This is a genomic window from Orlajensenia flava, from assembly GCF_004801905.1.
In the GTDB taxonomy this organism is placed as follows: Bacteria; Actinomycetota; Actinomycetes; order Actinomycetales; family Microbacteriaceae; genus Orlajensenia; species Orlajensenia flava.
In genome coordinates this window covers 183,893-207,766 of record NZ_SSSN01000002.1, presented here as the reverse complement: position 1 = coordinate 207,766, position 23,874 = coordinate 183,893, and the positions used below count along the sequence as shown (strand labels likewise).

The window sequence follows — 23,874 nt, the reverse complement described above, 5'->3', positions numbered from 1 at the left end:
ATCCTCAGCGGCCCGAGGCGATGAGCTCGTCGACCGCCGCGCGCTCCTTCGGACCCCAGGTCTCGCGGGTGAGCAGCACTCCGACGAGTCCGATCACGCCGACGCCGACGTAGATCCAGGCGACACCACCCCATCCGGCGCCCACGGCGACCGCGGCCGCGATGAAGGGGATGAAGCCGGAGATGGCAGCTGAGAACTGGTAGCCCAAGGAGGCTCCCGAGGTGCGGGTGTTGGTGGCGAACAGCTCGCTGAAGTAGGCGCCCTGGGTTCCCGCCAGCATGTCGTGGATGATCGGCAGGCCGATGATGTAGACCAGCACGATGAATGCCGGCAGTCCGGTGTTGGCCATGAGGAACAGCGGGAAACCGAACGCGATGGTCAGCAGGCACCCAGCGAGGTAGACGGTCTTGCGGCCGACCCGGTCACTGAGCGCACCCCAGAGCACCGTCGCGACGGACCCGATCGCGGTAGCGATGATGAGCCCGGTGAGGGCGGTCTCGCGGGTGGCGAGCTCGTTGGTCGTCACGTAGCTGATGAGGTAGGTGACGATCACGTAGAAGCCGCCGGTCTCGGCCAGCCGCAGGGCGATGACGCGGAGGATCGTGCGCCAGTCGTCGCGCACGACGGTCCAGACCGGGTTGCGCACCAGCAGGCCGGCGGTCTTGGTCTCGATGAACTCGGGCGATTCGCTGACCTTCAGGCGGATGATGATTCCGGCGATGATCAGCACGGCGCTGAGCAGGAACGGCACGCGCCAGGCGAGCTCGCTGTCGAGCCCGGCCGAGAGCAGGAACGCCACATTCGCGAGGAACACGCCCAGCGGAACACCCAGCTGCGGGATCGCCGCGAATTTTCCGCGCTTCCTCCACGGTGCGTGCTCGAAGGTCATGAGGATCGCGCCGCCCCACTCCGCGCCGAAGGCGAGGCCCTGGATGACGCGGATGGCCGTGAGGAGGATGGGCGCCAGGATCCCCACCTGCGCGTAGGTCGGCAGGAGTCCGATGAGGACGGTGGCGAATCCCATCACGAACAGGGCTCCCACGAGCACAGGCTTTCGGCCGTAGCGGTCGCCCAGGTACCCGCCGATGATGCCGCCGAGCGGCCGCATGGCGAATCCGATGCCGAAGGTGAGGAAGCCCAGCAGCACCCCGGTCGCGGGATCGGACCCCGGGAAGAAGTCGGCTCCGAAGTAGAGCGCGGCAGCCGTGCCGTAGGCGAGGAAGTCGTAGTTCTCGATCGTCGTGCCGACGGTCGAGCCGATCGCGGTCTTGATCTTGTCGGGTGAGCCGTTGGCGGCTTGCGTCGCCTTGGGTTGAAGGGTGGTGGTGGTCATGGCGTCCGTATCTCCTTTGATAGCGGGACGATCGTCCGGGCAGGACCCGGACGAACCCGGTTACCCTGCGGGGTGGACGATCCCCCCGACATTGCCGATCTTGTAGAAGTCCCGGATGTGGTCCTGCACGAGGTGCACGGCCTCACCCGAGTCCCGGCGCCGGATGGCGTCGAGGATGTCGCGATGTTCATGCCTGACCGTGGTCGCGGTCTGTCTCCAGTCCGCGAGCCCCGCGTAGGCCTCGATCATCTGGCGATTGATCGCGACCCGTAGCGACCCCATGAGGTGAGCGGTCAGGGCGTTGCCGGTCGACTCCGCGATCCGAACGTGGAAGGCGGTGTCGAGTCTGTTGAATTCACTGGTCTCGACGGATGGGTCGTCCATCGCGTCGAGGATGCGGGCGAGGTCGGCGTGGTCGGCCTCACCCGCCCGGCTCGCGGCCTCCGAGCATGACCAGGTCTCCAGGGCGATGCGCGTGTCCAGCACGTCCCCGGCACTGAAGTGCCCGAGCGCGAGCTGGAGCTTGAGGAGGTTGACGAAGCCCGGCCCGGGCGTTCCCACCAGGACGGCTCCGCCATCCGCTCCCCCGCCGCGCCGGATGTCCACGATGCCGAGGGCCTCGAGCACCCGGAGGGACTCGCGCAGGCTCGGCCGTGACACTCCGAGCTGCACCGCGAGGTCGCGTTCGCTCGGCAGGTGATCTCCGGCCTTCAGCCGGCCGTCGAGGATGCGCTCCTCGATCTGCGCCATCACCTGCTCGTAGGTGCGCAATCGCTGCACCGGCTCCCACGCGTTCGCACTCGACACCGGTGGTCCACCCCTCTGGAATCCGTGATCCGTCGGCGGAGGCGCCGACTGCTCTCAGTGTAGGTTCCATGGGCTTGATTGGTCTGCTGGTCAGGCCACGACGAGGGACTCGGCGCGGAACTCCGCCTCCAGCTCGCGCCGCACGCGGACAGCCTGGAGCGTCTCGTCGACGACCACGTCGTCCCATGACACCGTGCTGTCCTTCGGCACGTCGCGGATGAGCTTCGCGCCGTGCGCCAAGCCGAGCGGCAGGGCGTTGTGCTCGAGCGAGAGGTGGGCGGGCGCGAGCTTGCCGAATACGGCGTAGCCGCCCTCGCCGTCGAGCGTGTCGCCGGCGCGCAGGTCCTTCTTGGCCGTGCTCACGACGTCGCCGCGGAACCCCGTCGGGGAGCCGGTGGCCTCGCCGCGCAGCACGGCGGAGGCGATCGACACCGGCAACTCGAGACCGATCATGTGGTACGGCCGGTAGAGCGATCCGTAGCGTCCGCTCTCGTCGGTGATGACGCCGTATTCGGCGAAGCACTGCGCCGCGTAGTCCGTCTTCGCCTCGAATGTCACGTAGACGCCCCAGCGCAGGTCACGGAAGACGGGGCTGCCGTCGCGGTTGAGGCTCGAGATGAGTTCGACCGTGCCGCGGCGGGACAGCGTGCCGCCCTTCTCGCGCTCCTTGAGCATGCGTGGCAGGTCGTCGACGCCGACCGGGGTGAAGTTGAGGCCCTCGTCCTGCGGGATGAGGCCCGTGCCATTGGCGACGGCCGCCATCTCGATGGCCGACTTGGTGCCGTCGAGGAACGAGTTGAACATCTTCGGGTTGAAGTCGCCGGTGGCCAGCTGCTCGGCGGTGAAGCCGTAGTAGTCCCACACGGTGTCGGGCGTGGAGTAGTTGTACTCGGGCAGGTACTTGGTGCCCTTGCCGGCTGCGACCACGTCGAAGCCCACCGTGCGGCACCAGTCCACGAGTTCGGAGATGAGCGCCGGCTGATCGCCGTAGGCCATGGAGTAGACCACCCCGGCCGCCTGCGCGCGGCGCTGGAGGATCGGACCGACCATGCAGTCCGCCTCGACGTTGACCATGACGACGTGCTTGCCGTTGTCGATCGACTTCAGCGCGTGGTAGGTGCCGATGAGCGGGTTGCCGGTGATCTCGAGGATGACCTCCACCTGCGGCAGCTCGACGAGGGCGTCCGCGCTGTCCGTCACGAACGTGGTGCCGTTGCGGAGGGCCTCGTCGAACGAGGATGCCGCGTATCGATCTGCCGCCCACCCCGTGCGCTCGAGCGCGCCCCGAGCCTTCGGCACGTCGATGTCGGCGACGCCGACGACGTGGATGGTCTCGGCGTTCACCGCCTGCGTGAGGAACATCGACGAGAACTTGCCCGCACCGATGACGCCGACGCGGATCGGACCGGCGTCCTCGTTCCGCTTCTGCATGAGCGAGAAGAGATTCATGCCTACTACTCCTTCGTAGCCCGAACACTCGGGTTGATGACTTGTTGGAATGATGGTCAGACCAACGATCTGAGAACACACTGCCATTGGTCTGACCATCTGTCAAGCGCGATTCAGAGAATCGATGCCACGGGTCAGGAGTCGGATGCCCAGACCGCGACGGATCCATCCGCGCCGACGGGCGGCAGCGTCCGGGCGCCCAGGTCGATCCCCGTCACCGACGCGACCGCCATCCAGCCGTCGGCGGAGCACAGCGCGTCGAGCGACAACTCCCCCTCGTCGAGTCCGGCCTCCCGGATGCGCCCAGCCTCGCGACGACTCTGCGGCGAGAGCGATGCGCGCATCCCGCCCCCGAGAGCCCGTGCGACCACCGCCGTGATGACGCCCTCGGGTGCCCCGCCGATGCCCACCAGCGCGTCGAGTCCGCCACCGGGGAGCAGTACGCGCAGCGAGCGCTCGACGTCGCCGTCAACGAAGCTGTCGAGCCGAGCTCCGGCGGCCACGACCTCCCGGGCGAGCGCGGCGTTGCGCGGACGGTCCTGAACGGCGACGGTCAGTTCGGCGACGTCCCTGCCAAGGCGCTCCGACAAGATCGCCAGCGTGTCGGCGACGGATGCGGCGACCGACAGGCGGTCATCGTCCGCCCGGGTGACGAGCTTGCGCAGGTAGTGCGCGGCACCGATGTCGGCCAACGCTCCACGCGGCGCCAGCGCCAGCACGACCATCGCTCCCGGCTGTCCGGCGGCGGCCAGACGGGTGCCGTCGACCGGGTCGACCGCCACATCCCACCCGCTGCCGCCGCGACCGATGTGCTCGCCGACGAACAGCATCGGCGCCCGATCCTTCTCGCCCTCGCCGACCACGACGACGCCGTCGATCGGGAGCCCTCCGAGCTGGGCGCGCAGCACGCGCACGGCGGCCGCATCGACGGCATCCCCATCGCCGCCGCCCACGTGCACCGCAGCCGCACGTGCGGCCGAGCGCATCGCCTCCAGCGCGGCGGAGCGGATCTCGGGGGTCAGCGCGGGGAGCACGGTCCCCATCCTGTCGGTCGGCGCGTCATCCGTCACGTCGGTAGACTGCGATGACACCCGCTGAACGCCCCGAAGGAGCCGTCATGCCCGTCGCCACCCCCGAGCAGTACGCCGAGATGCTGGACAAGGCCAAGGCGGGCGGATTCGCCTACCCCGCCTTCAACGTCTCGTCGTCGCAGACCATCAACGCCGTGCTGCAGGGCCTGACCGAGGCCGGCTCGGACGGCATCATCCAGGTGACGACCGGTGGCGCCGACTACTTCGCCGGGCAGACCGTGAAGAACCGGGCGGCCGGCGCACTCGCCATGGCGCGATTCACCACCGAGGTGGCCGCGAACTACCCCGTCACCGTTGCCCTGCACACCGACCACTGCCCCAAGCCGGCGCTGGAGGACTTCGTGCTGCCGCTGATCGCGGCATCGGAGGAGGTCGTCCGCGATGGCGGCAACCCCATCTTCCAGTCCCACATGTGGGACGGGTCGGCCGTGCCGCTCGATGAGAACCTCGAGATCGCCAAGGACATGCTGAAGCGCACCAAGGCCATCAACGCCATCCTCGAGGTCGAGATCGGCGTCGTCGGCGGCGAGGAGGACGGCGTCGAGCACGAGGGCACCAACGACGCCCTCTACACGACGGTCGGAGACGTGACGAAGGCCGTCGAGGCGCTCGGGCTCGGTGAGAACGGGCGCTACATCGCCGCCCTCACCTTCGGCAACGTCCACGGTGTCTACAAGCCGGGTGGCGTCAAGCTGCGTCCGGAGCTCCTCGGAGAGATCCAGAACGGCATCGCCGAGAAGTTCGGCACCGGTCCCAAGCCGCTCGACCTGGTCTTCCACGGCGGGTCGGGTTCGACCGACCAGGAGATCGCCGCAGCCGTCGCCAACGGCGTCGTGAAGATGAACATCGACACCGACACGCAGTATGCGTTCACGCGCGCGATCGCCGGGTACATGCTCGCCAACTACGACGGCGTGCTCAAGATCGACGGCGAGGTGGGCAATAAGAAGCTCTACGACCCGCGCGCCTGGGGCAAGGTGGCCGAGACGGCGATGGCCGCCCGCGTCGTCGAGGCCACCCAGCAGCTCGGCTCGGCCGGACACGCCGCCTAGGGATGTCGGACACCTCGGGCTCGGGCTCGCCTCACGACGACGGTCGGGGCGATCCGAGACCGTCGCCTGCCCCGCGCCCGCGTTTCGGCGAGATGGCGCCTCCCGGATGGGACTGGAAGCCGCCCGCCGGTGACGAGCCGGTCCCCGTTGGGGCTGCTGCTCCTGCGCCCGCCGTCCGCGCCGGGGAGTCGGCGACGGATGGCGTTCTCGCCACTGGCCGGAAGCCCGCTCCGCTATGGGACGCCCGCCTGACGATCGCTCTTCTCATCATCGGCGTGCTCGGCGTGTACACCTTCGTCCAGGTCCAGAACAGCATCCCGCAGGCAATAGCCACGCTCTACCAGCAGGAGGGACTCGGCTCGTACACGCCTGCGGCATCCGTCTCGGGAAGCATCGCGGGCGGCCTGATCGCCCAGGTCGCATTGTGGTTCGTGGCCGCGGCCATCTCGATCACCCTGCTGCTGCGGCGTCGCCGGGCGTTCTGGGTGCCCCTCGCGTTCGGGGTGATCTCGGTCCTCACCATGATGGGCATCATCCTCGCCGTGATGCTCACCGACCCCACCCTGCTGGGCCATATGGAGTCCACCCGCCTCTAGGGGAGCGGGGGTCGGCGCCAGCGCGGCGCCGCCGTCAGTCCCGCGTCGCCCGCCCGCCGAGCGCCCGTTCGTCACGGTTGCCCGCGAGATCCTTGCGCAGCTCCTTCGGGAGGCTGAACATCAGGTCCTCCTCGGCGGTCTTGACCTCGTCGACGGTGCCGTAGCCGGCATCCGCCAGATCCTGCAGAACCTCGCGCACGAGCTCCTCGGGCACCGATGCTCCACTCGTGACCCCGACGGTCTGGACGCCGTCGAGCCACTCCTGACGGATCTCGCTGGAGTAGTCGACGCGGTAGGCGGCCTTCGCGCCGTACTCGAGCGCCACTTCGACGAGCCGGACGCTGTTCGAGCTGTTCGCCGAGCCGACGACGATCACGAGGTCGGCATCCGTGGCCACCTTCTTGATCGCGACCTGGCGGTTCTGAGTGGCGTAGCAGATGTCGTCGCTGGGCGGGTCCTGCAGCTGTGGGAAACGCTCGCGCAACCGACGCACGGTCTCCATGGTCTCGTCGACCGAGAGTGTCGTCTGCGAGAGCCAGACCACCTTCTCGGGGTCGCGCACCTCGATATTCGCCACCTCGTCGGGACTGCCCACGAGGGTGACGTGGTCGGGCGCCTCCCCGGCGGTCCCCTCGACCTCCTCATGGCCCTCGTGGCCGATGAGCAGGATCTCGAAGTCGTCACGCGCGAACCGGACGGCCTCGCGGTGCACCTTGGTGACCAGCGGGCAGGTGGCGTCGATGGCCAGCAGACCACGGTCGGATGCCGCATTGACGACGGCCGGCGAGACGCCGTGGGCGCTGAAGACGATGTGGGAGCCCTCGGGCACTTCGTCGACCTCGTCGACGAAGATGGCGCCCTTCTTCTCGAGCTCGGTGACCACGTGGATGTTGTGCACGATCTGCTTGCGCACGTAGACGGGCGCTCCGTAGTGCTCGAGCGCCTTCTCCACAGCGATCACGGCGCGGTCGACTCCCGCGCAGTACCCGCGCGGGGCGGCGAGCAGCACCCGCTTCTGTCCGAGCACCGGGTTATCCTTGAGCCGCCCCCGCAGTCCGGGAACGCGTGGCATCCCGAGGCCGATGGGCGGGGCATCCGTACTGCTGGTCACTCCTCGATTCTACGGGGGTCGATCCGCGCGAGTCTGGGAGGCGATGCGTGAGCGAGACCTCGGCGCCCCCATCCGTCACCCGACCTCCGCTGACCACGCCCGACGCTCCCTGGCCCGTCGCGGTGTTCTCGAGCAAGATCCACGACTACATCGACAGGCTCGGCACGGTCTGGGTCGAGGGCGAGCTGACGCAGTGGAACGCGTCGAGCGGCACCGTCTACGGCAAGCTCAAAGACCTCTCGGCCGACGCGACCGTGAGCATCAAGCTGTGGAGCTCCACCGTTGCCAAGCTCCCCGAGAAGTTCGCGCAGGGCGACCGAGTCGTCGCCCTCGTGAAGGCGGACTGGTGGGTCAAGGGCGGAACGCTCACCATGAACGTCATCACGCTCAAGCACGTCGGCATCGGCGACCTGCTCGAGCGCCTCGAACGGCTTCGCAGCCAGCTCGCGACCGAGGGACTGTTCGCCGCCGACCGCAAGAAGCGACTGCCGTTCCTGCCGCACTGCATCGGCCTGGTCACCGGCAAGGACTCCGACGCCGAGAAGGACGTGCTGCGCAACGCCCAGCTGCGGTGGCCGGCCGTCGACTTCCGCGTCATTCACGCCGCCGTGCAGGGCGATCGCTGCGCCCCCGAGGTGACCGCCGCCATCCGTCGACTCGACGCCGATCCGCAGGTCGACGTCATCATCGTCGCCCGTGGCGGCGGCGACTTCCAGAACCTGCTCGGCTTCAGCGACGAACGCGTGGTGCGTGCCGCGGCCACCGCGAGCACCCCCATCGTCAGCGCCATCGGGCATGAAGCCGACCGACCGCTGCTCGACGAGGTGGCCGACCTGCGTGCGTCCACGCCGACGGATGCCGCCAAGCGCGTCGTGCCCGACGTGTCGGAGGAGCGCGACCGCGTCGGCCAGGCGCTCGCGCGCATGAGCGGGCGCATCACGACACTGCTGCGGCACGAGTTCGACCGCATCGCCCAGCTGCGCAGCCGGCCGGTGCTGGCGGGCGGCGACTGGATCGTCGACGAGCGCGCCAACGAATTGACCTACGCGCTCGATCGCGGCACCGAACTGCTCGATCGCACGCTGGAACGGGCCGCAGCGCAGACGGGCGAACTCGCCACCCGGCTTCGAGCGCTGTCGCCACAAGCCACCCTCGACCGCGGTTACGCCATCGCCCAACTCCCCGACGGCCACGTCCTACGCGCAGCCGATCAGGCGCCGGAGGGCACCGACCTGCTGCTCACGCTCGCCCATGGCGCGGTTCGCTCACGGGCGCTGGGGGCATCCGGAGATGTCAGGACCGGCAAATAGAATGGATGTCATGCCCACCTCCGACGACATCAGCGAGCTCAGCTACGAGCAGGCACGCGACGAGCTCGTCCGGGTCGTCTCCGCGCTCGAGCAGGGCTCGGCGACCCTCGAGGAGTCGCTGGCGCTCTGGGAGCGGGGCGAGGCGCTCGCCCGTCGCTGCGAGGAGTGGCTCATCGGCGCCAAGGCGCGCCTCGAGAAGGCCCGGTCCGGCCACGCGTCCGGCCGCGTCGACGTCGTCGACCTGCCTGTCGACGTCGCACCGTGATGGCGCAGCGCGAGCCGCAGCGTGTCGTCGCGGAGCTCGGCCGACCCGAGACGGCAGACGAGACGGCCGACCGTAAGGCCGAGAGCTCACGGCTGCACCGCATCCGCCAGACGCCCAACAACCTCGTCCTCTCGCTGCTCGCGACCCTCGCCGCGGTCATCGTGCTGGTGCTGCTCGTGCCGCGCGGCGACACGACAATCGACAAGACCGTCGATTACCACTCGGTCGCCGCCGACGCCCAGCGGTCGCTGCCGACCACTCTCGCCGACCCGAAGCTGCCGAGCGGCTGGCGCTCCAACGCCGCCGAATACCGCACCGGGGCCGCCGACAAGGTGGACGCCTGGTACATCGGCTTCCTCACGCCCGAGAACGAGTTCATCGGCATGAGCCAGGCCTTCGGAGCGAATGACGTCTGGATCGCCAAGCAGTTGCACAACACGCTCGCCGACGGCTCGGTCACGATCGATGGCGTCCAGTGGACGGTGTACGACAACCGCGACACCGATGCCGACGTCGGCAACGCGAAGTACGCCCTCGTCACGCAGACGCCCGTCAGCACGTGGCTGCTGGCCGGCAGCGCCAGCCCGGCGGAGTTCCGCCAGCTGGCCTCGAGCCTCACCCCCACGATCACCGCGGAGACGGAGAAGCGATGACCTCGACCGAAACGGTGCCCGCCACCCCCGCGAGCGCGTGGCAGGAGCTCCGACGCGGCAATGACCGTTTCGTCGCCGGCGCCCCGCGCCATCCGCGCCAGGACGTCGACCGCCGCAGCGACATCGCCGGAGGCCAGGCGCCGATCGCCGCGCTGTTCGGCTGCAGCGACTCGCGGCTCGCCGCGGAGATCATCTTCGACCTCGGCCTCGGCGACCTGTTCGTCGTCCGGAACGCCGGCCAGGTCATCTCCGAGTCGGTCATCGGCTCCTTGGAGTACGCCGTCGGGGTGCTGGGCGTGCCGCTCATCCTCGTTCTCGGACATGACTCCTGCGGCGCGGTCCAGGCGGCCATCGATGCGCGCGATCCCGAGGCGGCCCCGCTTCCTCCGCACATCGCTCAGCTCATCTCCCGTATCACCCCGGCCGTCGATCGCGTCGCCGGGAGAGGGGATGTCGACACCTCCGACATCGACGCGGCCTTCGTCGGACGGGAGCACCTGCGCGACACCGTCGCGGAGCTCCTCGAGGAGAGCGAGATGATCAGCGAGGCGGTCGCTGAAGGTAGATTGGCTATCGTCGGCGCGAACTACCGACTCCGTGAGGGCCGCGCCGAGACCGACATCGTGGTGGGCGACATCCACTCGAATCCCCTTTGAAAGGCATGACAGTGAGCAGCGCGGCCGAGACCGATTTCCGCATCGAGCACGACACGATGGGAGAGGTGCGGGTTCCCGTCAACGCTCTGTACGGTGCTCAGACGCAGCGGGCAGTCGAGAACTTCCCCATCTCCGGATCGGGCCTGGAGCCGGCGCAGATAGCCGCACTCGCCCGCATCAAGAAGTCGGCGGCGCTCGCCAACGAGCAGCTGGGCGTTCTCGATGCCGACATCGCGGAGGCGATCGCCGCCGCGGCCGACGAGGTCATCACCGGCGTCCACGACCGTGAGTTCCCGGTCGACGTCTACCAGACCGGTTCGGGGACCTCGTCGAACATGAACATGAACGAGGTGCTGGCCGCGCTGGCCACCGAGCGCCTCGGTCGCCCCGTGCACCCCAACGACCACGTCAACGCCTCGCAGTCCTCCAATGACGTGTTCCCGACCTCGGTACACATCGCCGTCACGAGTGCTCTCATCGACGACCTCATCCCGGCCCTTGATCACCTGGCCGTCGCCCTCGAGGCCAAGGCGTCCGAATGGTCGGGCGTCGTGAAAGCCGGTCGAACACACCTGATGGACGCGACGCCGGTCACTCTCGGCCAGGAGTTCGGCGGCTACGCCCGCCAGATGCGCCTCGGCATCGAGCGCGTGCAGTCCGCGCTCCCCCGCGTCGCCGAGGTGCCGCTCGGCGGTACTGCGGTGGGCACCGGCATCAACACCCCCGCGGGGTTCCCGCAACTCGTCATCGAGCTGCTCCAGAAGGAGACCGAGCTGCCCATCACGGAGGCGGCCGACCACTTCGAGGCGCAGGCCAACCGCGACGGCCTGGTCGACGCATCCGGTGCCCTCCGCACCATCGCGGTGAGCCTCACCAAGATCTCCAACGACATCCGCTGGATGGGCTCGGGCCCCAACACCGGTCTCGGCGAGCTGAACATCCCCGACCTCCAGCCCGGATCCTCGATCATGCCGGGCAAGGTCAACCCCGTCATCCCCGAGGCCGTCCTCATGGTGGCCGCGCGCGTCATCGGCAACGACGCCACCATCGCCTGGAGCGGCGCGTCGGGCGCGTTCGAGCTGAACGTGCAGATCCCCGTGATGGGCACGGCGCTGCTCGAGTCGATCCGGCTGTTGTCCACCGTCACACGTGCGCTCGCGGACAAGACCATAGACGGACTTCAGGCCAATGTCGAGCGCGCAGCCGCCCTCGCGGGCATGTCGCCGTCGATCGTCACCCCGCTCAACAAGGTGATCGGCTACGAGGCGGCGGCCAAGATCGCCAAGCACTCGGTCGCGAAGGGCATCACGGTGCGCGACGCCGTCATCGACCTCGGCTACGTCGAGCGCGGCGAGGTCACCGAGGAGCAGCTCGACAGCGCCCTCGACGTGCTCTCGATGACCCGCCCGCCGGTCAAGCGCTAGCTCCGCCTCGCCCCACCGGCCAACGGTGCCATAACGCGCATCCCGCCGAGCTACGGTGCCATAACGCGCATCCCGCCGACCAGCGGTGCCATAACGCGCATCCGGCGAAGGCTCGCGTCGACCGACAGCGCGTTGCAGTGCCCAGCGGTGCCATAACGCGCATCCGGTCGACCAGCGGTGCCATAACGCGCATCCGGCGAAGGCGCCCGGCGACCGGCAGCGCGTTGCACTGCCCAGCGGTGCCCTAACGCGCATCCCAGGAGGGTGTGCGGCGACCCTCACCGCGTTGCATCGACCAGCAGTGCCATAACGCGCATCCCTTCGCGCGGCAGTGCCACAACGCGCATCCTAGGAGGGCGCCGGGCGACCAACGGGGTGTCGCACGGCCCAGCGGTGCCATAACGCGCATCCCGTCGACCTACGGTGCCATAACGCGCATCCGGGGCGGGCGCGCCACCGCCGCCCGAAACCGGCGGCGGCGGCGACTCCCGAGAGCGATCGACTCTCAGGCCAGTTCGTTGCCCTCCAGCATCTCGGTCACGAGGGCGGCGATCGCCGAGCGCTCCGACCGCGTGAGGGTGATGTGTCCGAACAGGCCGTGGCCCTTGAGCGTCTCGATCACGGAGGCGACGCCGTCGTGCCGACCCACGCGCAGGTTGTCGCGCTGCGCGACGTCGTGCGTGAGCACCACCCGCGAGTTCTGCCCGATGCGGCTCAGCACGGTCAGCAGCACGTTGCGCTCGAGTGACTGCGCCTCATCCACAATGACGAACGCGTCGTGGAGCGAGCGGCCGCGGATGTGGGTGAGCGGCAACACCTCGAGGATGCCGCGCGCGACCACCTCCTCGAGCACGTTGTCGGAGACGACGGATCCGAGCGTGTCGAACACCGCCTGCCCCCACGGGTTCATCTTCTCGCTGGCGTCGCCCGGCAGGTAGCCGAGTTCCTGGCCCCCGACGGCGTACAGCGGACGGAAGACCATGATCTTCTTGTGCTGCTGTCGCTCGAGCACGGCCTCGAGGCCGGCGCACAGGGCGAGAGCCGACTTCCCGGTTCCGGCGCGGCCGCCGAGGGAGAGGATGCCGATCTCGGGGTCCAGCAGCATGTCGATGGCGAGCCGCTGCTCGGCCGACCGTCCGTGAAGCCCGAAGACGTCGCGGTCACCGCGAACCAGCTTCATCTCCCCGCGCCGAGTCACTCGCGCGAGTGCGCTGCCGCGATCGGAGTGGATGACGAGCCCCGTGTTGACGGGCAGGTCGGCGATCATGCGCGTCTCGAGGTGCTCCTGCTCGTAGAGATCGTCGATCTCGCGCGAACCGAGCGTCAGGTCGGTCATCCCGGTCCATCCCGACTCGGGCGCGAGCTCAGCACGGTACTCCTCGGCAGCGAGGCCGATCGATGCCGCCTTGACACGGAGCGGAAGGTCTTTGGAGACGACCGTGACGTCGAGCCCCTCGTTGGCCAGGTTGAGGGCGACGGCGAGGATGCGCGAGTCATTGTCCTTCAACTGCAGGCCGTTGGGCAGCACAGCCATGTTGGAGTGGTTGAGCTCGACCCGGAGGCTCCCGCCATCGCCGACGGGAATCGGGAAGTCGAGTCGTTCGTGCTCGATGCGGAGGTCGTCCAGGGTGCGGAGCGCCTTGCGCGCGAAGTAGCCGATCTCGGGATCGTGTCGCTTCGCTTCGAGCTCCGCGATCACGATGACCGGCAGCACGACGGCGTGTTCGGCGAATCGGAACAGCGCCGTCGGATCGCTCAGCAGCACCGACGTGTCGAGCACATACGTGCGCTCGGCCGTGCGATCCGCTCGAGGCGATTCGTCCGCTTCCCGAAGAGCCGCGCCCGCGCGCGTGTCGATCGGCTTCTGGTAGTCCAGTGAGGTCACAACCGCTCCCACCCCGAGTCCTGAAACCCGGAACTCGCGAGGCGGCCACGTGGCGTGATATCGAGCCGTCTTTCGTGGCCGACTCGATCAGGCGCCTTACCTGATGTGGCGAACCTACGTCCGACCCCCGACATTTGCGGCTGCGACACGCCCGTGTCCGCACGGCGTTCACAAATGGCCTGGAGGACGGATGTCGGCTGCGTCGTGGTTAGCATCGACTATGCCGACCAGACGCGCAGCATTCCTCTTCTCCGCAGCCGGTCCGGCCCTGATCCTGGCGATCGCGACGGTCTTCCACCCCGCCCACCTGACCGACGTCACGGCCGCGCGTTGGCTCGCGTTGCACTTCGGGCTCATCGTGATCTTCCCGCTGGTGGGCTTCGCGCCCTGGCTCATCGCGCGCACGGCCGGCCGCGGCTTCGGGGTGGCCGCCGGCATCCTCGGATTGTTCTATGCCGCGTTCTACACCTCGCTCGACGTGCTCGCCGGCGTCGGTGCCGGATCGCTCCAGCTCACGGGTCACGCGGATGCCAAGGGCCCGCTCTACGCCCAGGGTCACGTGGTCGCGACGATCGGCGTGGTCGCGCTCGTGCTCGCGGTGCTCGTCGCCTCGATCGCCGCGATCAGCCGCTTCGGCCTGCGTGCGCTCCCCGGCGCCGTGCTCGCTCTCGCGGGGTCCGTCCTGCTGTACAGCTCGCACATCTACTTCGGCTGGGGGACGGTCTCGATGCTCCTGCTGGCGAGCGGCTTCGGGTGGCTCGCGTGGACCGTCAGTGCGCCGTCAGCAACAGAACGACCCGCGCAGGAGCAGGCACCGGCTCAGTAGATGGCGGCCGTGCCGTAGGACGTGAACGCTCCCTGCAGCATTCCGAGGGTGTCGTCGGAGAGCTCGGCGTGCACGCTCAGTCGCACGGTTCCCAGCCGGTTGGTGGCCGTGACGCCGTGGTTGAACAGCGACGCCGTCAGCAGGGTCAGCTGCTCGGCCGGCGGCTCGAGCACGACGAGCCCGGATCGCTCGCGTTCGTCACGGGAGGAGACGACGGGGATGGCGAACTCGTCGGCGAGGTCGATGACCCTCTCGACGTTCTCGGCGACTGCGGCCTGGATCACGTCGACGCCCACCGCGTGGATCTCCTCGAGCGCGGCGGCGAAGCGGGTCTGTGCGATGCGGTCGGGGTTGGTCACCCGGTAGGCGGCAGCGCCTGCGACCGGCGGCTCCACGTCGTCCCAGACGTTCGGGTCGGCCGTTCCGGTGTACCCCGATACGACGGGGGTCAGCCGATCGATCGCGCGCTCGCTCATGGCCATGAAGCCGGTCCCCCAGCCGGCGCGACACCACTTCTGCCCGCCTGAGACCACGACATCCGCCACCGTGTACGGGGCGTCGACCACCCCGAAGCCCTGAATGGCGTCGACGATGAGCAATCGGTCGCCGATGACCTGTCGGATGCCGTCGAGATCCGTCACGTAGCCCGTGCGCGAATCGACCAGTGTCACCGCGACGGCGGCGATCGACTCCGTGAGCTGTTCCCGGACCGCGCCAGCCGTGACACGCCCGTGGTCGGTGCTGAGCCAGACGGGGCGCACGACCTGCAGCGCCTCCGAGGCGCGCACCGCGGCGATCGGGAGGCTGGGAAACTCGCCGGCCGACAACAGCACGTCGCCGGTGAGGCCGAACATCGCGTGCATCAGGCCCATGGACGTGTTGGGCTGAGTGACCACCTGATCTGCCGGCATGCCGATGAGGGCCGAGACCGCGTCGTGCATGCGCGGCTCCTGCTCGTCGAACACCGCCAGCGAACCGAACCGGCCCTTGGCCAGAAGGTCCGTCATTCCCTGCGCCTCGGCGACGACGGTGCGCGAGAGCGGGCCGACCCGGCCCCAGTCGAGGTAGCCGGACTCCTCACCGAACGTGGCGCGGAACTGCTCGAGTGTGCTCATCGCGTGTTCTCCTGAGTGGGCTTCATCCGCCGAATCGGCGATGCCGCCTCGCGTAATCGCGTAGCGCGCGCAGGAAGTCGACCTCTCGCAGGTCGGGTCCCAGCGCCTCAACGAAGTAGAACTCGCTGTGGGCGGACTGCCACAGCATGAAATCCGAGAGCCGCTGCTCGCCCGACGTGCGGATGACCAGGTCGGGGTCGGGCTGGCCACCGGTGTAGAGGTGCTCGCCGATCAGCTCGGGGGTGAGTCGCTCGGCGAGGTCATCGAGACTGCGGCCCTCGGCATGGTGGCTCGCCACGATGCTGCGCATGGCATCCGTTATCTCCGTGCGACCGCCGTAGCCGACCGCGAGGTTGACGTGCATGCCCGTGTTGCCCGTCGTGCGCTCCTGGGCGGCGTCGAGGGCGCCGACCAGAGCCGTCGGCAGCCCCAGCGGGGACCCGACGTGCTTGACCTTCCAGTCCCGGAAGTGCGAGAGCTCCTCGGCGAGGTCGGCGATGATGCCGATGAGGTCGTCGAGCTCGTCGCTGGCGCGATTGGTCAGGTTGTCACTCGAGAGCAGGTACAGCGTGACCACGCTGATGCCGAGATCGTCGCACCACTCGAGGAACTCGCGCATCTTCGCCGCACCGGCGCGGTGCCCGTGGGAGGGCGATGCGTAGCCCAACTGCCGGGCCCAGCGACGATTCCCGTCGATGATCATGGCCACGTGCCTGGGCAGAGTCTCGGCCGTCAGACCCCGGCGCAGGCGCCGCTGGTAGACGCCGTACAGGATGCCGCGACCCAGAGGTTGCTGCGGTTTCTGCACTCCCCCACGGTAGTGCACGGGGGCAGCGACCCTCACACCCCACTGGCATATGGCGTGACGTAGGCTTTCGCCATGAGCGCCCCAGACACCCGTGCGACCGGTGCTCCGGATGCCGCGGACGCAGCGGTCGCCGCCGACGACCTCGCGGGCCCCGAGCTGCCCAACCTGCCGCTGCTGGAGGCGTCCCTCCCCGTCGAGGCGGAGATCAAGCCGACCTGGCGCGGCTGGATCCACGCGGGCACGTTCCCGGTGGCGATCGCCGCCGGCATCGTGCTCATCTGCCTCGCCGATGGCGCGCCGGCCAAGTGGTCGTCGGCAGTGTTCATGGCCACGTCCCTGCTGCTGTTCGGCAACTCGGCGCTCTACCACCGGTTCAACTGGAAACCGCGCACGAAGATCGTGCTCAAGCGCATCGACCACGCCAACATCTTCCTGCTCATCGCGGGCACGTACACTCCGCTGGCCGTCTGCGCGCTCCCGGCCGAGAAGGGCGTCCTGCTGCTCAGCCTGGTGTGGGCGGGGGCGCTCCTCGGCATCGGCTTCCGGGTGTTCTGGATCCACGCCCCGCGTTGGCTGTACGTGCCGCTCTACCTGGCGCTCGGCTGGGCGGCCATCATGTACATCGTCGACCTGCTCGACGCGAACGTGGCGATGATGGTGCTCGTGCTGGTCGGTGGCCTGCTCTACACGGGCGGCGCCATCGTCTACGCGCTCAAGAAGCCGAACCCGTGGCCCGGCCGGTTCGGCTTCCACGAGATCTTCCACACCTGCACGCTGTTCGCCTTCCTGTGCCACTGGACGGCGTGCCTGCTGATCGTGATCGCGCCGATCGCCAGCTCACTCGCGACCTGAGAGCCGGCGGGCCCGGCTCAGACTCGCGGGTCCTCGCCGTCACGCGGCGAGGCTCTGCCGACGCTTCCGCCGGCAGGGGAGGCGCCCGGCGATGAGGCACCGGCATCCGCGACGGCCTGTTCCGCCGCGATCTGCTCGCGCACCAGGGCGCGGTAGTTCGTCCTGCGGATGCGGCGCACCATGTCGATGATGAGCAGGACGGTCACCGCCGCGACGAAGAACGTCACGGCGAAGCCGATCCACCCGGGCGTGACGATGTCCTCGTCGGGGGTGACCGGCGCCGGGGTGGTGGCGCTCAGAACGGATGCCCGTGCCAGCAGGTCGGTGACGCTCTCGAGCACGGTCCATCTCCTCGGTTCAGCCGGTTAGCCTAGATACATCAGCCTAACCGTCGCGGGAACACCCGCCCCGCCATCGAAAGCCCGCATGACCGCCACCCTCGACCAGCGTTACGGACGCACCCGTCGCAGCAGACGTCGCGACGTGTGGATCGCCGTCATCATGGGCGTCGCGTTCGTGGTCGTGTTCGCGGCGTGGGTGATCTGGGCGGGCCTCGACGGCGCCAAGCCCACCGTCGACGCGCAGGACACCAAGCACTCCATCATCGATGCACACACCGTCAGCGTGTCGTTCGAGGTGACGATGGCGCCCGGAACGACAGCCAGCTGCGCCGTGCAGGCCCTCAACGAGAGCTTCTCGATCGTCGGGTGGAGGGTGGTCGACATCCCCGCCGCCTCGACCTACACGCGCGCCTTCACGGAGGTCCTGCGCACCTCCAGCCAGAGCAACACCGGTTTGGTCAAGGGCTGCTGGCCGACCTAGTATTGGTCATTCGCCCCGACGTGACCGTTGGGGCTCTGTCTTATCTCGAGGAGTACCGATGACCGATGCCTCCGTGTCCTGGCTCACCCAGGACGCCTACGACCGTCTCGCCGGCGAGCTCAGCACGCTCAGCACCACGGGTCGCGAGGAGATCGTCAAGCGCATCGAAGCCGCTCGCGAGGAGGGCGACCTCAAGGAGAACGGCGGGTACCACGCCGCGAAGGACGAGCAGGGCAAGATCGAGGCGCGCATCCGTCAGCTCACCGAGCTGCTCAAGCACGCCGAGGTCGGCGAGGCGCCGGAGAGCCACGGCGTCGTGGAGCCCGGCACCGTGATCACGGCGAAGATCGCCGGCGACGAGAGCGTGTTCCTCATCGGGAACCGCGAGATCGCGGGCGACAGCGAGCTCGACGTCTACAGCGAGCAGAGCCCGCTCGGCGCAGCCATCCTCGGCCTCAAGGTCGGCGACACCACCAGCTACACGGCTCCGAACGGGCGCGAGATCGCCGTCGAGGTCACCGATGTGGAGACCTGGTCGGGACGATAGCCTCGCCGCCGCCCCTCACACGATGCGAGGGTCGTAGCCGTCGGCACGAAGCGCGTCGACCACGCGCTGCTTGTGCTCGGGGCCGCGCGTCTCGATCGAGAGCTGCAGCTCGACGTCGTTGATCTGGCGGCCAGCTCCATGTCGGGTGTGGAGCACCTCGACGACGTTGGCGTTGGCGTCCGCGACGATCTTCGACGTGCGCGCCAGCTCGCCGGGCCGGTCGGTCAGCATGATCGAGATGGTCAGGTAGCGGTCGGATGCCGAGAGTCCGTGGCTGATGACCCGCTGCATGAGCAACGGGTCGATGTTGCCGCCCGAGAGGATCGCGACGGTCTGGCCGGTCGGGCGGACGGCGCCGGAGAGGATGGCCGCCACCGAGACGGCGCCGGCGGGCTCGACGACGAGCTTGGCGCGCTCCAGCAGCACGATGATGGCCCGGGCGACGTCGTCCTCCGTGACCGTGACGACCTCGTCGACGGTGTCCTTGACGATGCCGAAGGTGATCTCCCCCGGACGGTAGACCGCGATGCCGTCGGCGATGGTGGGCACCACCGGCACGGCCAACGGTGCGCCGGCCTCGAGCGAAGCGGGGTACGGGGCGGCGTTCGCGGCCTGGACGCCGACGATGCGCACGCGGCGTCCCAGCTGGGCCGAGCGTTGCCGGATGGCGCTCGCCACACCGGAGGCGAGTCCTCCCCCGCCGATCGCGACGACGACCGTCTCGACCTCCGGCAATTGCTCGAGGATCTCGAGGCCGAGCGTTCCCTGCCCGGCGATGACGTCGTGGTGGTCGAACGGGGGGATGACGACGGCGCCCGTCCGTTCGGCGAACGCGGCGGCCGCCTCGAGGGTCTCGCCGATGGAGGCCCCGCTCAGCACGACGTCGGCTCCGTAGTCCCGCGTCGCCTCGAGCTTGGGCAACGCGACTCCGATGGGCATGAAGATCGTCGCGCGGATACCGAGCTCGCGGGCCGCGAGGGCGACCCCCTGAGCGTGATTGCCGGCGGATGCCGCGACCACCCCGCGCTCGCGCTCCTCCGGGCTGAGCGACGAGATGCGGTTGTAGGCTCCGCGGATCTTGTAGGACCCGGTGCGCTGGAGGTTCTCGCACTTGAGGTGCACGGGAACTCCGACGAGGTCGGCAAGGTATCGCGAGGACTCGAGCGGCGTGATGCGGGCGACCTGACGCACGACGGGAAGGGCCGCCTCGAACTCGCGGAGGGTGGGGCCCGTCACCTCGGTGGTCGCATCACTCACGTCCGCCATCGTATTGCGGGCATCATGCACGCGGCGGCATGTCCGTACGGTAGCCGGGGTGGTCCTGAGGCACGGTCTGCCAGATGTTCGAGGTCGGAGGCGGCGGCTCGACGGGCGGGTGCGATTTCCACGTGCCCCCACTGATGTAGCGCACCATCACGTTGAGGACCGCGGCGAACGGCACCGCGAACAGTGCGCCGGGGATGCCCGCGAGCAGCGATCCGGCCGCAACCGCCAGCACGACCGCGAGCGGGTGCACCTTCACCGCGGTGCCCATCACGAGCGGTTGAAGCACGTGCCCTTCCAGCTGCTGCACGCCGAGCACGACGAGCAGCAGCATGAGCGCGATGAACCAGCCGTTGTAGATCAGCGCGATCACACAGGCCAGCGCGCCGGTCACGACGGCGCCGACGATGGGGATGAACGAGCCCAGGAAGACGGTGACGGCGATCGGGATGGCCAGCGGCACCCCGAGCAGGAAGGCCCCGAGCCCGATGCCGATGGCGTCGATGGTCGCCACCAGGATCTGCACGCGAGCGAAGTTGCCCAAGGTGTTCCATCCGGCCTGTCCAGCGCCGTCGATCGCGGCTCGCGCGCGCTTGGGGAAGATGCGCACGACCCAGGCCCAGATGCCCTTGCCGTCGATCAGGATGAAGATGAGGCTGAAGATGGTCAGCAGCAGGCCCGCGCCGACGTGCCCGAGGGTCGCCCCGACCGAGAGCGCCCCCGTGATGAAGACCGCACTGTCGGATTGGATGCTCTGCAGCGCCGACGCGATGTAATCGTTGATCTGGGTCTCGGTGAGTTGCAGCGGAGAGGCCAGCAGCGCCGCCTTGAGGTCCTCGAAGGACTGGACGGCCTTTCCGCTGAGGTCCCCCCATCCGCGACTGATCTGCCAGACGACGAGCGTGAGCAGCCCGGCGACGATCGCAAGGGTTCCCACCAGTGTCACCACGACCGCGAGCCACTTGGGCCAGTGGTGGCGCTGGAGGAAGCCCACGAGCGGCACGAGGAGTGCTCCGACGAGGACGGCGATGAGCAGCGGGATGATGATGAGTCGCAACTGGATGATCAGGAAGATCGCGACGGCGATCACCGCACCGATCACGAGCAGCCGCCACGACCACCCGCCCGCGAGGCGCACGCCGTTCGGGATGCTCTCCTCGACGCTGAACGGCGTCTCCTCGGGCTCGGGCGGCCGTCGCGTGAACAGGCGATCCCACCAGGTCGTCGACGTCTCGCTCATCGGCTCAGTCTACGGTCGAGCCTCTTCGGCCCCTGGGGCTTGCGCGGTCGGCGTGTGGGCGGCTGCTGTTATCGTCGGCTTCACCATGGTCGACTCCGTCTCCCCCGCCCTCGCCCGTCGCGTCGCGTTGGCTGCCCAGGGGTTCGGCCGACCGCATCCGCCCGCCGTCGGCACTCGCCAACTCAACGGCGTCATCGACCGTCTGCAACTGCTGCAACTGGACTCGGTGAACGTCTTCGAGCGCTCCCACTACCTGCCCGTGTTCGCCCGCCTCGGCGCCTACGACAAGGGTCTGCTCGACCGGCTCACGTTTCCTCGCTCGGGTCGCTACGTCGAGTACTGGGCACACGAGGCGGCGATCATTCCCGTCGAGACGTGGCCGCTGATGCGCTGGCGGATGCAGGTCTACCGCGACTACTTCGCCCAGGATGGCGGCTGGGCCGCCGCGAACCGGCCGATGCTGGACTGGCTCCGCGACGAGCTGGCCGCGAACGGACCGCTGCCGGCCAGTGCCATCGAGCACGAGTCCAACGTGCGCCGCGGCCCGTGGTGGGGGTGGTCCGACGTCAAACGCGGCCTCGAGGTGCTGTTCCGCCAGGGCGACGTGGTCACGGCGGGCCGTACGCGCTTCGAACGGACGTATGCACTCCCCGAGCAGGTGCTGCCGTCATCCATCCTCGAACGCGTCGTGAGCCGCGAGGACGCGCACGTGCAGCTCATCGAGCAATCCGCCCGTGCCCACGGCATCGGCACCGAGAAGGACCTCGCCGACTACTTCCGCCTCAAGCGGGTCGACGTGCGCCCCGCCATCGCCCGCTTGGTCGATGAGGGCTCTCTCCTGCCCGTGACGGTCGACGGATGGCGCGCCCCTGCGTGGCTGCACCGCGACGCCCGCCTGCCGCGTCGCATCGGTGCCGATGCGCTCCTGTCCCCGTTCGACCCGGTGGTCTGGGAGCGCGCCCGCACCGAGCGGATGTTCGGGTTCCACTACCGCATCGAGATCTACACGCCCGCAGAGAAGCGCATCCACGGCTACTACAACCTCCCCATCCTCATCGATGATGCACTCGTCGGCCGCATCGACCTCAAGAACGATCGACAGGCCCGCGTGCTGCGCGTGCAGTCGGCGTGGCTGGAGGAGGGCGCGCTCTCCGCATCCGTCGACGAGATAGCGGAACGCACCGCGGCTCCGTTGCGATCGGCGGCCGGATGGCAGGGTCTTGAGAACATCGCGGTGGTCGGGCGCGGAACGCTCTCACCGGCGCTCGAGAGTGCGCTCTCGGGGGCACCGGCTGGCTAGAAGGTGCTGCCGATCTTCTGCAGGCGCTCGATGCGATCGGGCAGCGGCGGGTGGGTGGCGAACAGGCGCGACATGAGGCCGGGCCGCAGCGGGTCGGCGATCCACAGGTGCGCCATCGAGGAGTTCTGCCGCTGCATCGGGCGCCCGTAGGCTCCCAGCTTCTCCAGAGCGCTCGCGAGCGCGTCGGGATGCCGCGTGATGAGCGCTCCCGATGCGTCGGCCAGGTACTCGCGCTGCCGCGAGACGGCGGCCTGTACGATCGCGGCAACGAGTGGGGCGACCAGCATCGCGACCAGGCCGAACACCATGACGATGGGATTGGAGTTGTCGCGCCCGCGCCCGAAGAAGGCCATGCGCACCAGCAGGTCGGCGATGAAGCCGACCGCCACGACCAGGCCGAACACGATCATCGACACGCGGATGTCGTAATTACGCACGTGAGACATCTCGTGGGCCATCACGCCCTCGAGCTCGGCATCGTCCATGAGGTCGAGGAGGCCGGTGGTGGCTGCGACGACGGCATGATCGGGGTCGCGACCGGTGGCGAACGCGTTGGGCGCGGGATCGCTGACGATGTAGACGGCCGGCATCGGCATGCCCTGCGAGATCGCGATGTTCTCGACGACGCGCCAGAGCCGCGGATTGTCGGCCTTCTCGATGCGCACCCCACCGCTGACCGCGACGGCCTGAGCAGAGGCGAAGAAGTACTGGAAAGTCGCGTAACCGAGGGCGACCACGACCGTGAGGATGACGATGCCGACGTTCTGGTAGATCGCGGCAGCCAACCACCCGAGCGCGCCGATGATCACCAGGAACAACAGGACGATGATGACGGTGTTGCGCTTGTTACGGGCTATCGCGCTGTACAACGCACGTCCCTAGAACTGCACGCGGGGCGGCTCGGCGATGGCAGCCGCGTCGGTGACCTCGAAGAACTCGCGCTCGCCGAAGCCGAGGCGGCGGGCGAAGACGTTGTTGGGGAACACCTGGATCTTGGTGTTGAGCTCGCGGACGCCGCCGTTGTAAAACCGCCGGGCTGCCTGCACCTTGTCCTCGGTGTCGACCAGTTCGGCCTGCAGTTGCAGGAAGTTCTGGCTGGCCTGAAGCTGCGGGTACGCCTCGGCGACAGCGAAGATCGACCGCAGCGCCTGCTGCACGTGGTTCTCCGCGACGGATGCCTCAGCAGGCGTCTGGGCCGACAGGCTCTCTGCGCGGGCCTGCGACACCGATTCGAACACGCCCTTCTCATGGGCGGCGTATCCCTTGACCGATTCGATCAGGTTGGGGATGAGGTCGGCTCGGCGCTTCAACTGCACCGTGATGTCGCTCCAGGCCTCGTCGACGCGCACCTTGAGGGTGACCAGGGCGTTGTACGTGGCCCACAGGTAGATGCCGATGATGGCGAGGATCACGACGACGACGATGAGGGCGATGAGCCATTCCATTGCGGAACTCCTAGGCGTGGGCGA

25 protein-coding genes are annotated in these 23,874 nt (G+C 68.7%); 12 read left to right on the top strand and 13 right to left on the bottom strand.

The features are described 5' to 3' along the window. Positions 1-4: 4 nt before the first annotated feature. The 4 genes from E6C70_RS01400 to E6C70_RS01385 form a co-directional block, all read right to left on the bottom strand. Positions 5-1,333, bottom strand: a complete 1,329-nt coding sequence (locus E6C70_RS01400; protein WP_136421520.1) for an MFS transporter — start codon at positions 1,331-1,333, stop codon at positions 5-7. Between the two features lie 60 nt (positions 1,334-1,393). Then, on the bottom strand, positions 1,394-2,140 hold the full coding sequence (locus E6C70_RS01395; RefSeq protein ID WP_136421518.1) for a FadR/GntR family transcriptional regulator: 747 nt from the start codon (positions 2,138-2,140) through the stop codon (positions 1,394-1,396). 90 nt (positions 2,141-2,230) lie between these two features. Further along, complete coding sequence (locus E6C70_RS01390; RefSeq protein WP_136421516.1) at positions 2,231-3,589, bottom strand: NAD(P)H-dependent oxidoreductase; 1,359 nt, start codon at positions 3,587-3,589, stop codon at positions 2,231-2,233. Positions 3,590-3,723: 134 nt separating this feature from the next. Then, complete coding sequence (locus E6C70_RS01385; protein WP_136421514.1) at positions 3,724-4,659, bottom strand: fructose-bisphosphatase class II; 936 nt, start codon at positions 4,657-4,659, stop codon at positions 3,724-3,726. A gap of 47 nt (positions 4,660-4,706) precedes the next feature. Here E6C70_RS01385 and fbaA point away from each other — a divergent pair, with 47 nt between their 5' ends. Both fbaA and E6C70_RS01375 read left to right on the top strand, forming a co-directional pair. Further along, positions 4,707-5,732, top strand: coding sequence for a class II fructose-bisphosphate aldolase (gene fbaA / locus E6C70_RS01380; RefSeq protein ID WP_136421512.1), 1,026 nt, complete (start codon positions 4,707-4,709; stop codon positions 5,730-5,732). Between the two features lie 2 nt (positions 5,733-5,734). Then, positions 5,735-6,328 (top strand): DUF6264 family protein, encoded by a 594-nt coding sequence (locus E6C70_RS01375; protein ID WP_268895940.1) that lies wholly within the window; start codon positions 5,735-5,737, stop codon positions 6,326-6,328. Positions 6,329-6,362: 34 nt separating this feature from the next. Here E6C70_RS01375 and E6C70_RS01370 read toward each other — a convergent pair whose 3' ends face one another. Beyond that, complete coding sequence (locus E6C70_RS01370; RefSeq protein ID WP_136421683.1) at positions 6,363-7,400, bottom strand: 4-hydroxy-3-methylbut-2-enyl diphosphate reductase; 1,038 nt, start codon at positions 7,398-7,400, stop codon at positions 6,363-6,365. An 86-nt stretch (positions 7,401-7,486) separates the two neighbouring features. Here E6C70_RS01370 and xseA point away from each other — a divergent pair, with 86 nt between their 5' ends. From xseA to E6C70_RS01345, 5 genes are read left to right on the top strand one after another with little or no spacing between them, the layout of a single operon-like run. Continuing rightward, positions 7,487-8,749, top strand: coding sequence for an exodeoxyribonuclease VII large subunit (gene xseA, locus E6C70_RS01365; protein WP_235833219.1), 1,263 nt, complete (start codon positions 7,487-7,489; stop codon positions 8,747-8,749). 10 nt (positions 8,750-8,759) lie between these two features. Then, entirely contained in the window at positions 8,760-9,014 is a 255-nt protein-coding gene (locus tag E6C70_RS01360) for an exodeoxyribonuclease VII small subunit (RefSeq protein ID WP_407921006.1), read from the top strand. Next, positions 9,014-9,667: a DUF4245 domain-containing protein gene (locus E6C70_RS01355; protein ID WP_136421680.1), complete on the top strand. Its 654-nt coding sequence runs from the start codon at positions 9,014-9,016 to the stop codon at positions 9,665-9,667. Before E6C70_RS01360 ends, E6C70_RS01355 begins: the two co-directional genes overlap by 1 nt. Further along, positions 9,664-10,323: a carbonic anhydrase gene (locus E6C70_RS01350; protein ID WP_136421506.1), complete on the top strand. Its 660-nt coding sequence runs from the start codon at positions 9,664-9,666 to the stop codon at positions 10,321-10,323. Before E6C70_RS01355 ends, E6C70_RS01350 begins: the two co-directional genes overlap by 4 nt. A gap of 5 nt (positions 10,324-10,328) precedes the next feature. After that, the gene (locus tag E6C70_RS01345; RefSeq protein WP_136421504.1) at positions 10,329-11,747 is read left to right on the top strand and encodes a class II fumarate hydratase; all 1,419 of its coding nucleotides are present in this window, start codon (positions 10,329-10,331) and stop codon (positions 11,745-11,747) included. 505 nt (positions 11,748-12,252) lie between these two features. Here the strand turns inward: E6C70_RS01345 and phoH2 are convergent. Next, positions 12,253-13,605 carry an RNA 5'-3' helicase PhoH2 gene (gene phoH2 / locus E6C70_RS01340; RefSeq protein ID WP_235833231.1) on the bottom strand — a complete coding sequence of 451 codons (1,353 nt, stop codon included), beginning with the start codon at positions 13,603-13,605 and terminating at the stop codon, positions 12,253-12,255. Positions 13,606-13,852: 247 nt separating this feature from the next. Between phoH2 and E6C70_RS01335 the strand changes: the two genes are divergently transcribed. After that, the gene (locus E6C70_RS01335) at positions 13,853-14,458 is read left to right on the top strand and encodes a hypothetical protein (protein ID WP_136421503.1); all 606 of its coding nucleotides are present in this window, start codon (positions 13,853-13,855) and stop codon (positions 14,456-14,458) included. On the opposite strand, the gene E6C70_RS01330 is transcribed toward E6C70_RS01335, so the two are convergent. Next, positions 14,452-15,573, bottom strand: coding sequence for an aminotransferase class V-fold PLP-dependent enzyme (locus tag E6C70_RS01330; RefSeq protein ID WP_136421501.1), 1,122 nt, complete (start codon positions 15,571-15,573; stop codon positions 14,452-14,454). The two genes, E6C70_RS01335 and E6C70_RS01330, sit on opposite strands and share 7 nt — an antisense overlap. Positions 15,574-15,595: 22 nt before the next feature. Continuing rightward, entirely contained in the window at positions 15,596-16,381 is a 786-nt protein-coding gene (locus E6C70_RS01325) for an isoprenyl transferase (protein WP_136421499.1), read from the bottom strand. 156 nt (positions 16,382-16,537) lie between these two features. Here E6C70_RS01325 and trhA point away from each other — a divergent pair, with 156 nt between their 5' ends. Beyond that, positions 16,538-17,233, top strand: coding sequence for a PAQR family membrane homeostasis protein TrhA (gene trhA, locus E6C70_RS01320; protein WP_235833230.1), 696 nt, complete (start codon positions 16,538-16,540; stop codon positions 17,231-17,233). A gap of 17 nt (positions 17,234-17,250) precedes the next feature. Here the strand turns inward: trhA and E6C70_RS01315 are convergent, their stop codons facing one another. Further along, on the bottom strand, positions 17,251-17,574 hold the full coding sequence (locus E6C70_RS01315) for a hypothetical protein (RefSeq protein WP_207670007.1): 324 nt from the start codon (positions 17,572-17,574) through the stop codon (positions 17,251-17,253). 85 nt (positions 17,575-17,659) lie between these two features. Here E6C70_RS01315 and E6C70_RS01310 point away from each other — a divergent pair, with 85 nt between their 5' ends. Together E6C70_RS01310 and greA are read left to right on the top strand one after the other, a co-directional pair. Beyond that, positions 17,660-18,055: a DUF4307 domain-containing protein gene (locus E6C70_RS01310; RefSeq protein ID WP_136421495.1), complete on the top strand. Its 396-nt coding sequence runs from the start codon at positions 17,660-17,662 to the stop codon at positions 18,053-18,055. Positions 18,056-18,113: 58 nt separating this feature from the next. Continuing rightward, the gene (gene greA, locus E6C70_RS01305; protein WP_136421494.1) at positions 18,114-18,602 is read left to right on the top strand and encodes a transcription elongation factor GreA; all 489 of its coding nucleotides are present in this window, start codon (positions 18,114-18,116) and stop codon (positions 18,600-18,602) included. 15 nt (positions 18,603-18,617) lie between these two features. On the opposite strand, the gene ilvA is transcribed toward greA, so the two are convergent. Continuing rightward, positions 18,618-19,868: a threonine ammonia-lyase gene (ilvA, locus tag E6C70_RS01300; protein WP_136421492.1), complete on the bottom strand. Its 1,251-nt coding sequence runs from the start codon at positions 19,866-19,868 to the stop codon at positions 18,618-18,620. 13 nt (positions 19,869-19,881) lie between these two features. After that, entirely contained in the window at positions 19,882-21,105 is a 1,224-nt protein-coding gene (locus E6C70_RS01295; protein ID WP_136421490.1) for an AI-2E family transporter, read from the bottom strand. 85 nt (positions 21,106-21,190) lie between these two features. On the opposite strand from E6C70_RS01295, the gene E6C70_RS01290 reads away from it, so the two are divergent. Next, entirely contained in the window at positions 21,191-22,405 is a 1,215-nt protein-coding gene (locus E6C70_RS01290; protein WP_136421489.1) for a winged helix-turn-helix domain-containing protein, read from the top strand. Here E6C70_RS01290 and E6C70_RS01285 read toward each other — a convergent pair. Together E6C70_RS01285 and E6C70_RS01280 are read right to left on the bottom strand one after the other, a co-directional pair. Continuing rightward, positions 22,402-23,274, bottom strand: a complete 873-nt coding sequence (locus E6C70_RS01285) for a M48 family metalloprotease (RefSeq protein ID WP_136421487.1) — start codon at positions 23,272-23,274, stop codon at positions 22,402-22,404. The two genes, E6C70_RS01290 and E6C70_RS01285, sit on opposite strands and share 4 nt — an antisense overlap. Before the next feature lie 9 nt (positions 23,275-23,283). Next, positions 23,284-23,850 (bottom strand): LemA family protein, encoded by a 567-nt coding sequence (locus tag E6C70_RS01280; RefSeq protein ID WP_136421485.1) that lies wholly within the window; start codon positions 23,848-23,850, stop codon positions 23,284-23,286. Between the last annotated feature and the right edge of the window lie 24 nt (positions 23,851-23,874).

Bases quoted from the DNA above. Each gene is read 5' to 3' on its own strand.
- E6C70_RS01400 (WP_136421520.1), bottom strand. From the start codon at position 1,333: ATGACCACCACCACCCTTCAACCCAAGGCGACGCAAGCCGCCAACGGC.
- E6C70_RS01390 (WP_136421516.1), bottom strand. From the start codon at position 3,589: ATGAATCTCTTCTCGCTCATGCAGAAGCGGAACGAGGACGCCGGTCCG.
- fbaA (WP_136421512.1), top strand. From the start codon at position 4,707: ATGCCCGTCGCCACCCCCGAGCAGTACGCCGAGATGCTGGACAAGGCC.
- E6C70_RS01375 (WP_268895940.1), top strand. From the start codon at position 5,735: ATGTCGGACACCTCGGGCTCGGGCTCGCCTCACGACGACGGTCGGGGC.
- E6C70_RS01370 (WP_136421683.1), bottom strand. From the start codon at position 7,400: ATGCCACGCGTTCCCGGACTGCGGGGGCGGCTCAAGGATAACCCGGTG.
- E6C70_RS01360 (WP_407921006.1), top strand. From the start codon at position 8,760: ATGCCCACCTCCGACGACATCAGCGAGCTCAGCTACGAGCAGGCACGC.
- E6C70_RS01355 (WP_136421680.1), top strand. From the start codon at position 9,014: ATGGCGCAGCGCGAGCCGCAGCGTGTCGTCGCGGAGCTCGGCCGACCC.
- E6C70_RS01350 (WP_136421506.1), top strand. From the start codon at position 9,664: ATGACCTCGACCGAAACGGTGCCCGCCACCCCCGCGAGCGCGTGGCAG.
- E6C70_RS01345 (WP_136421504.1), top strand. From the start codon at position 10,329: ATGACAGTGAGCAGCGCGGCCGAGACCGATTTCCGCATCGAGCACGAC.
- E6C70_RS01335 (WP_136421503.1), top strand. From the start codon at position 13,853: ATGCCGACCAGACGCGCAGCATTCCTCTTCTCCGCAGCCGGTCCGGCC.
- E6C70_RS01330 (WP_136421501.1), bottom strand. From the start codon at position 15,573: ATGAGCACACTCGAGCAGTTCCGCGCCACGTTCGGTGAGGAGTCCGGC.
- E6C70_RS01310 (WP_136421495.1), top strand. From the start codon at position 17,660: ATGACCGCCACCCTCGACCAGCGTTACGGACGCACCCGTCGCAGCAGA.
- greA (WP_136421494.1), top strand. From the start codon at position 18,114: ATGACCGATGCCTCCGTGTCCTGGCTCACCCAGGACGCCTACGACCGT.
- ilvA (WP_136421492.1), bottom strand. From the start codon at position 19,868: ATGGCGGACGTGAGTGATGCGACCACCGAGGTGACGGGCCCCACCCTC.
- E6C70_RS01295 (WP_136421490.1), bottom strand. From the start codon at position 21,105: ATGAGCGAGACGTCGACGACCTGGTGGGATCGCCTGTTCACGCGACGG.
- E6C70_RS01290 (WP_136421489.1), top strand. From the start codon at position 21,191: ATGGTCGACTCCGTCTCCCCCGCCCTCGCCCGTCGCGTCGCGTTGGCT.
- E6C70_RS01280 (WP_136421485.1), bottom strand. From the start codon at position 23,850: ATGGAATGGCTCATCGCCCTCATCGTCGTCGTCGTGATCCTCGCCATC.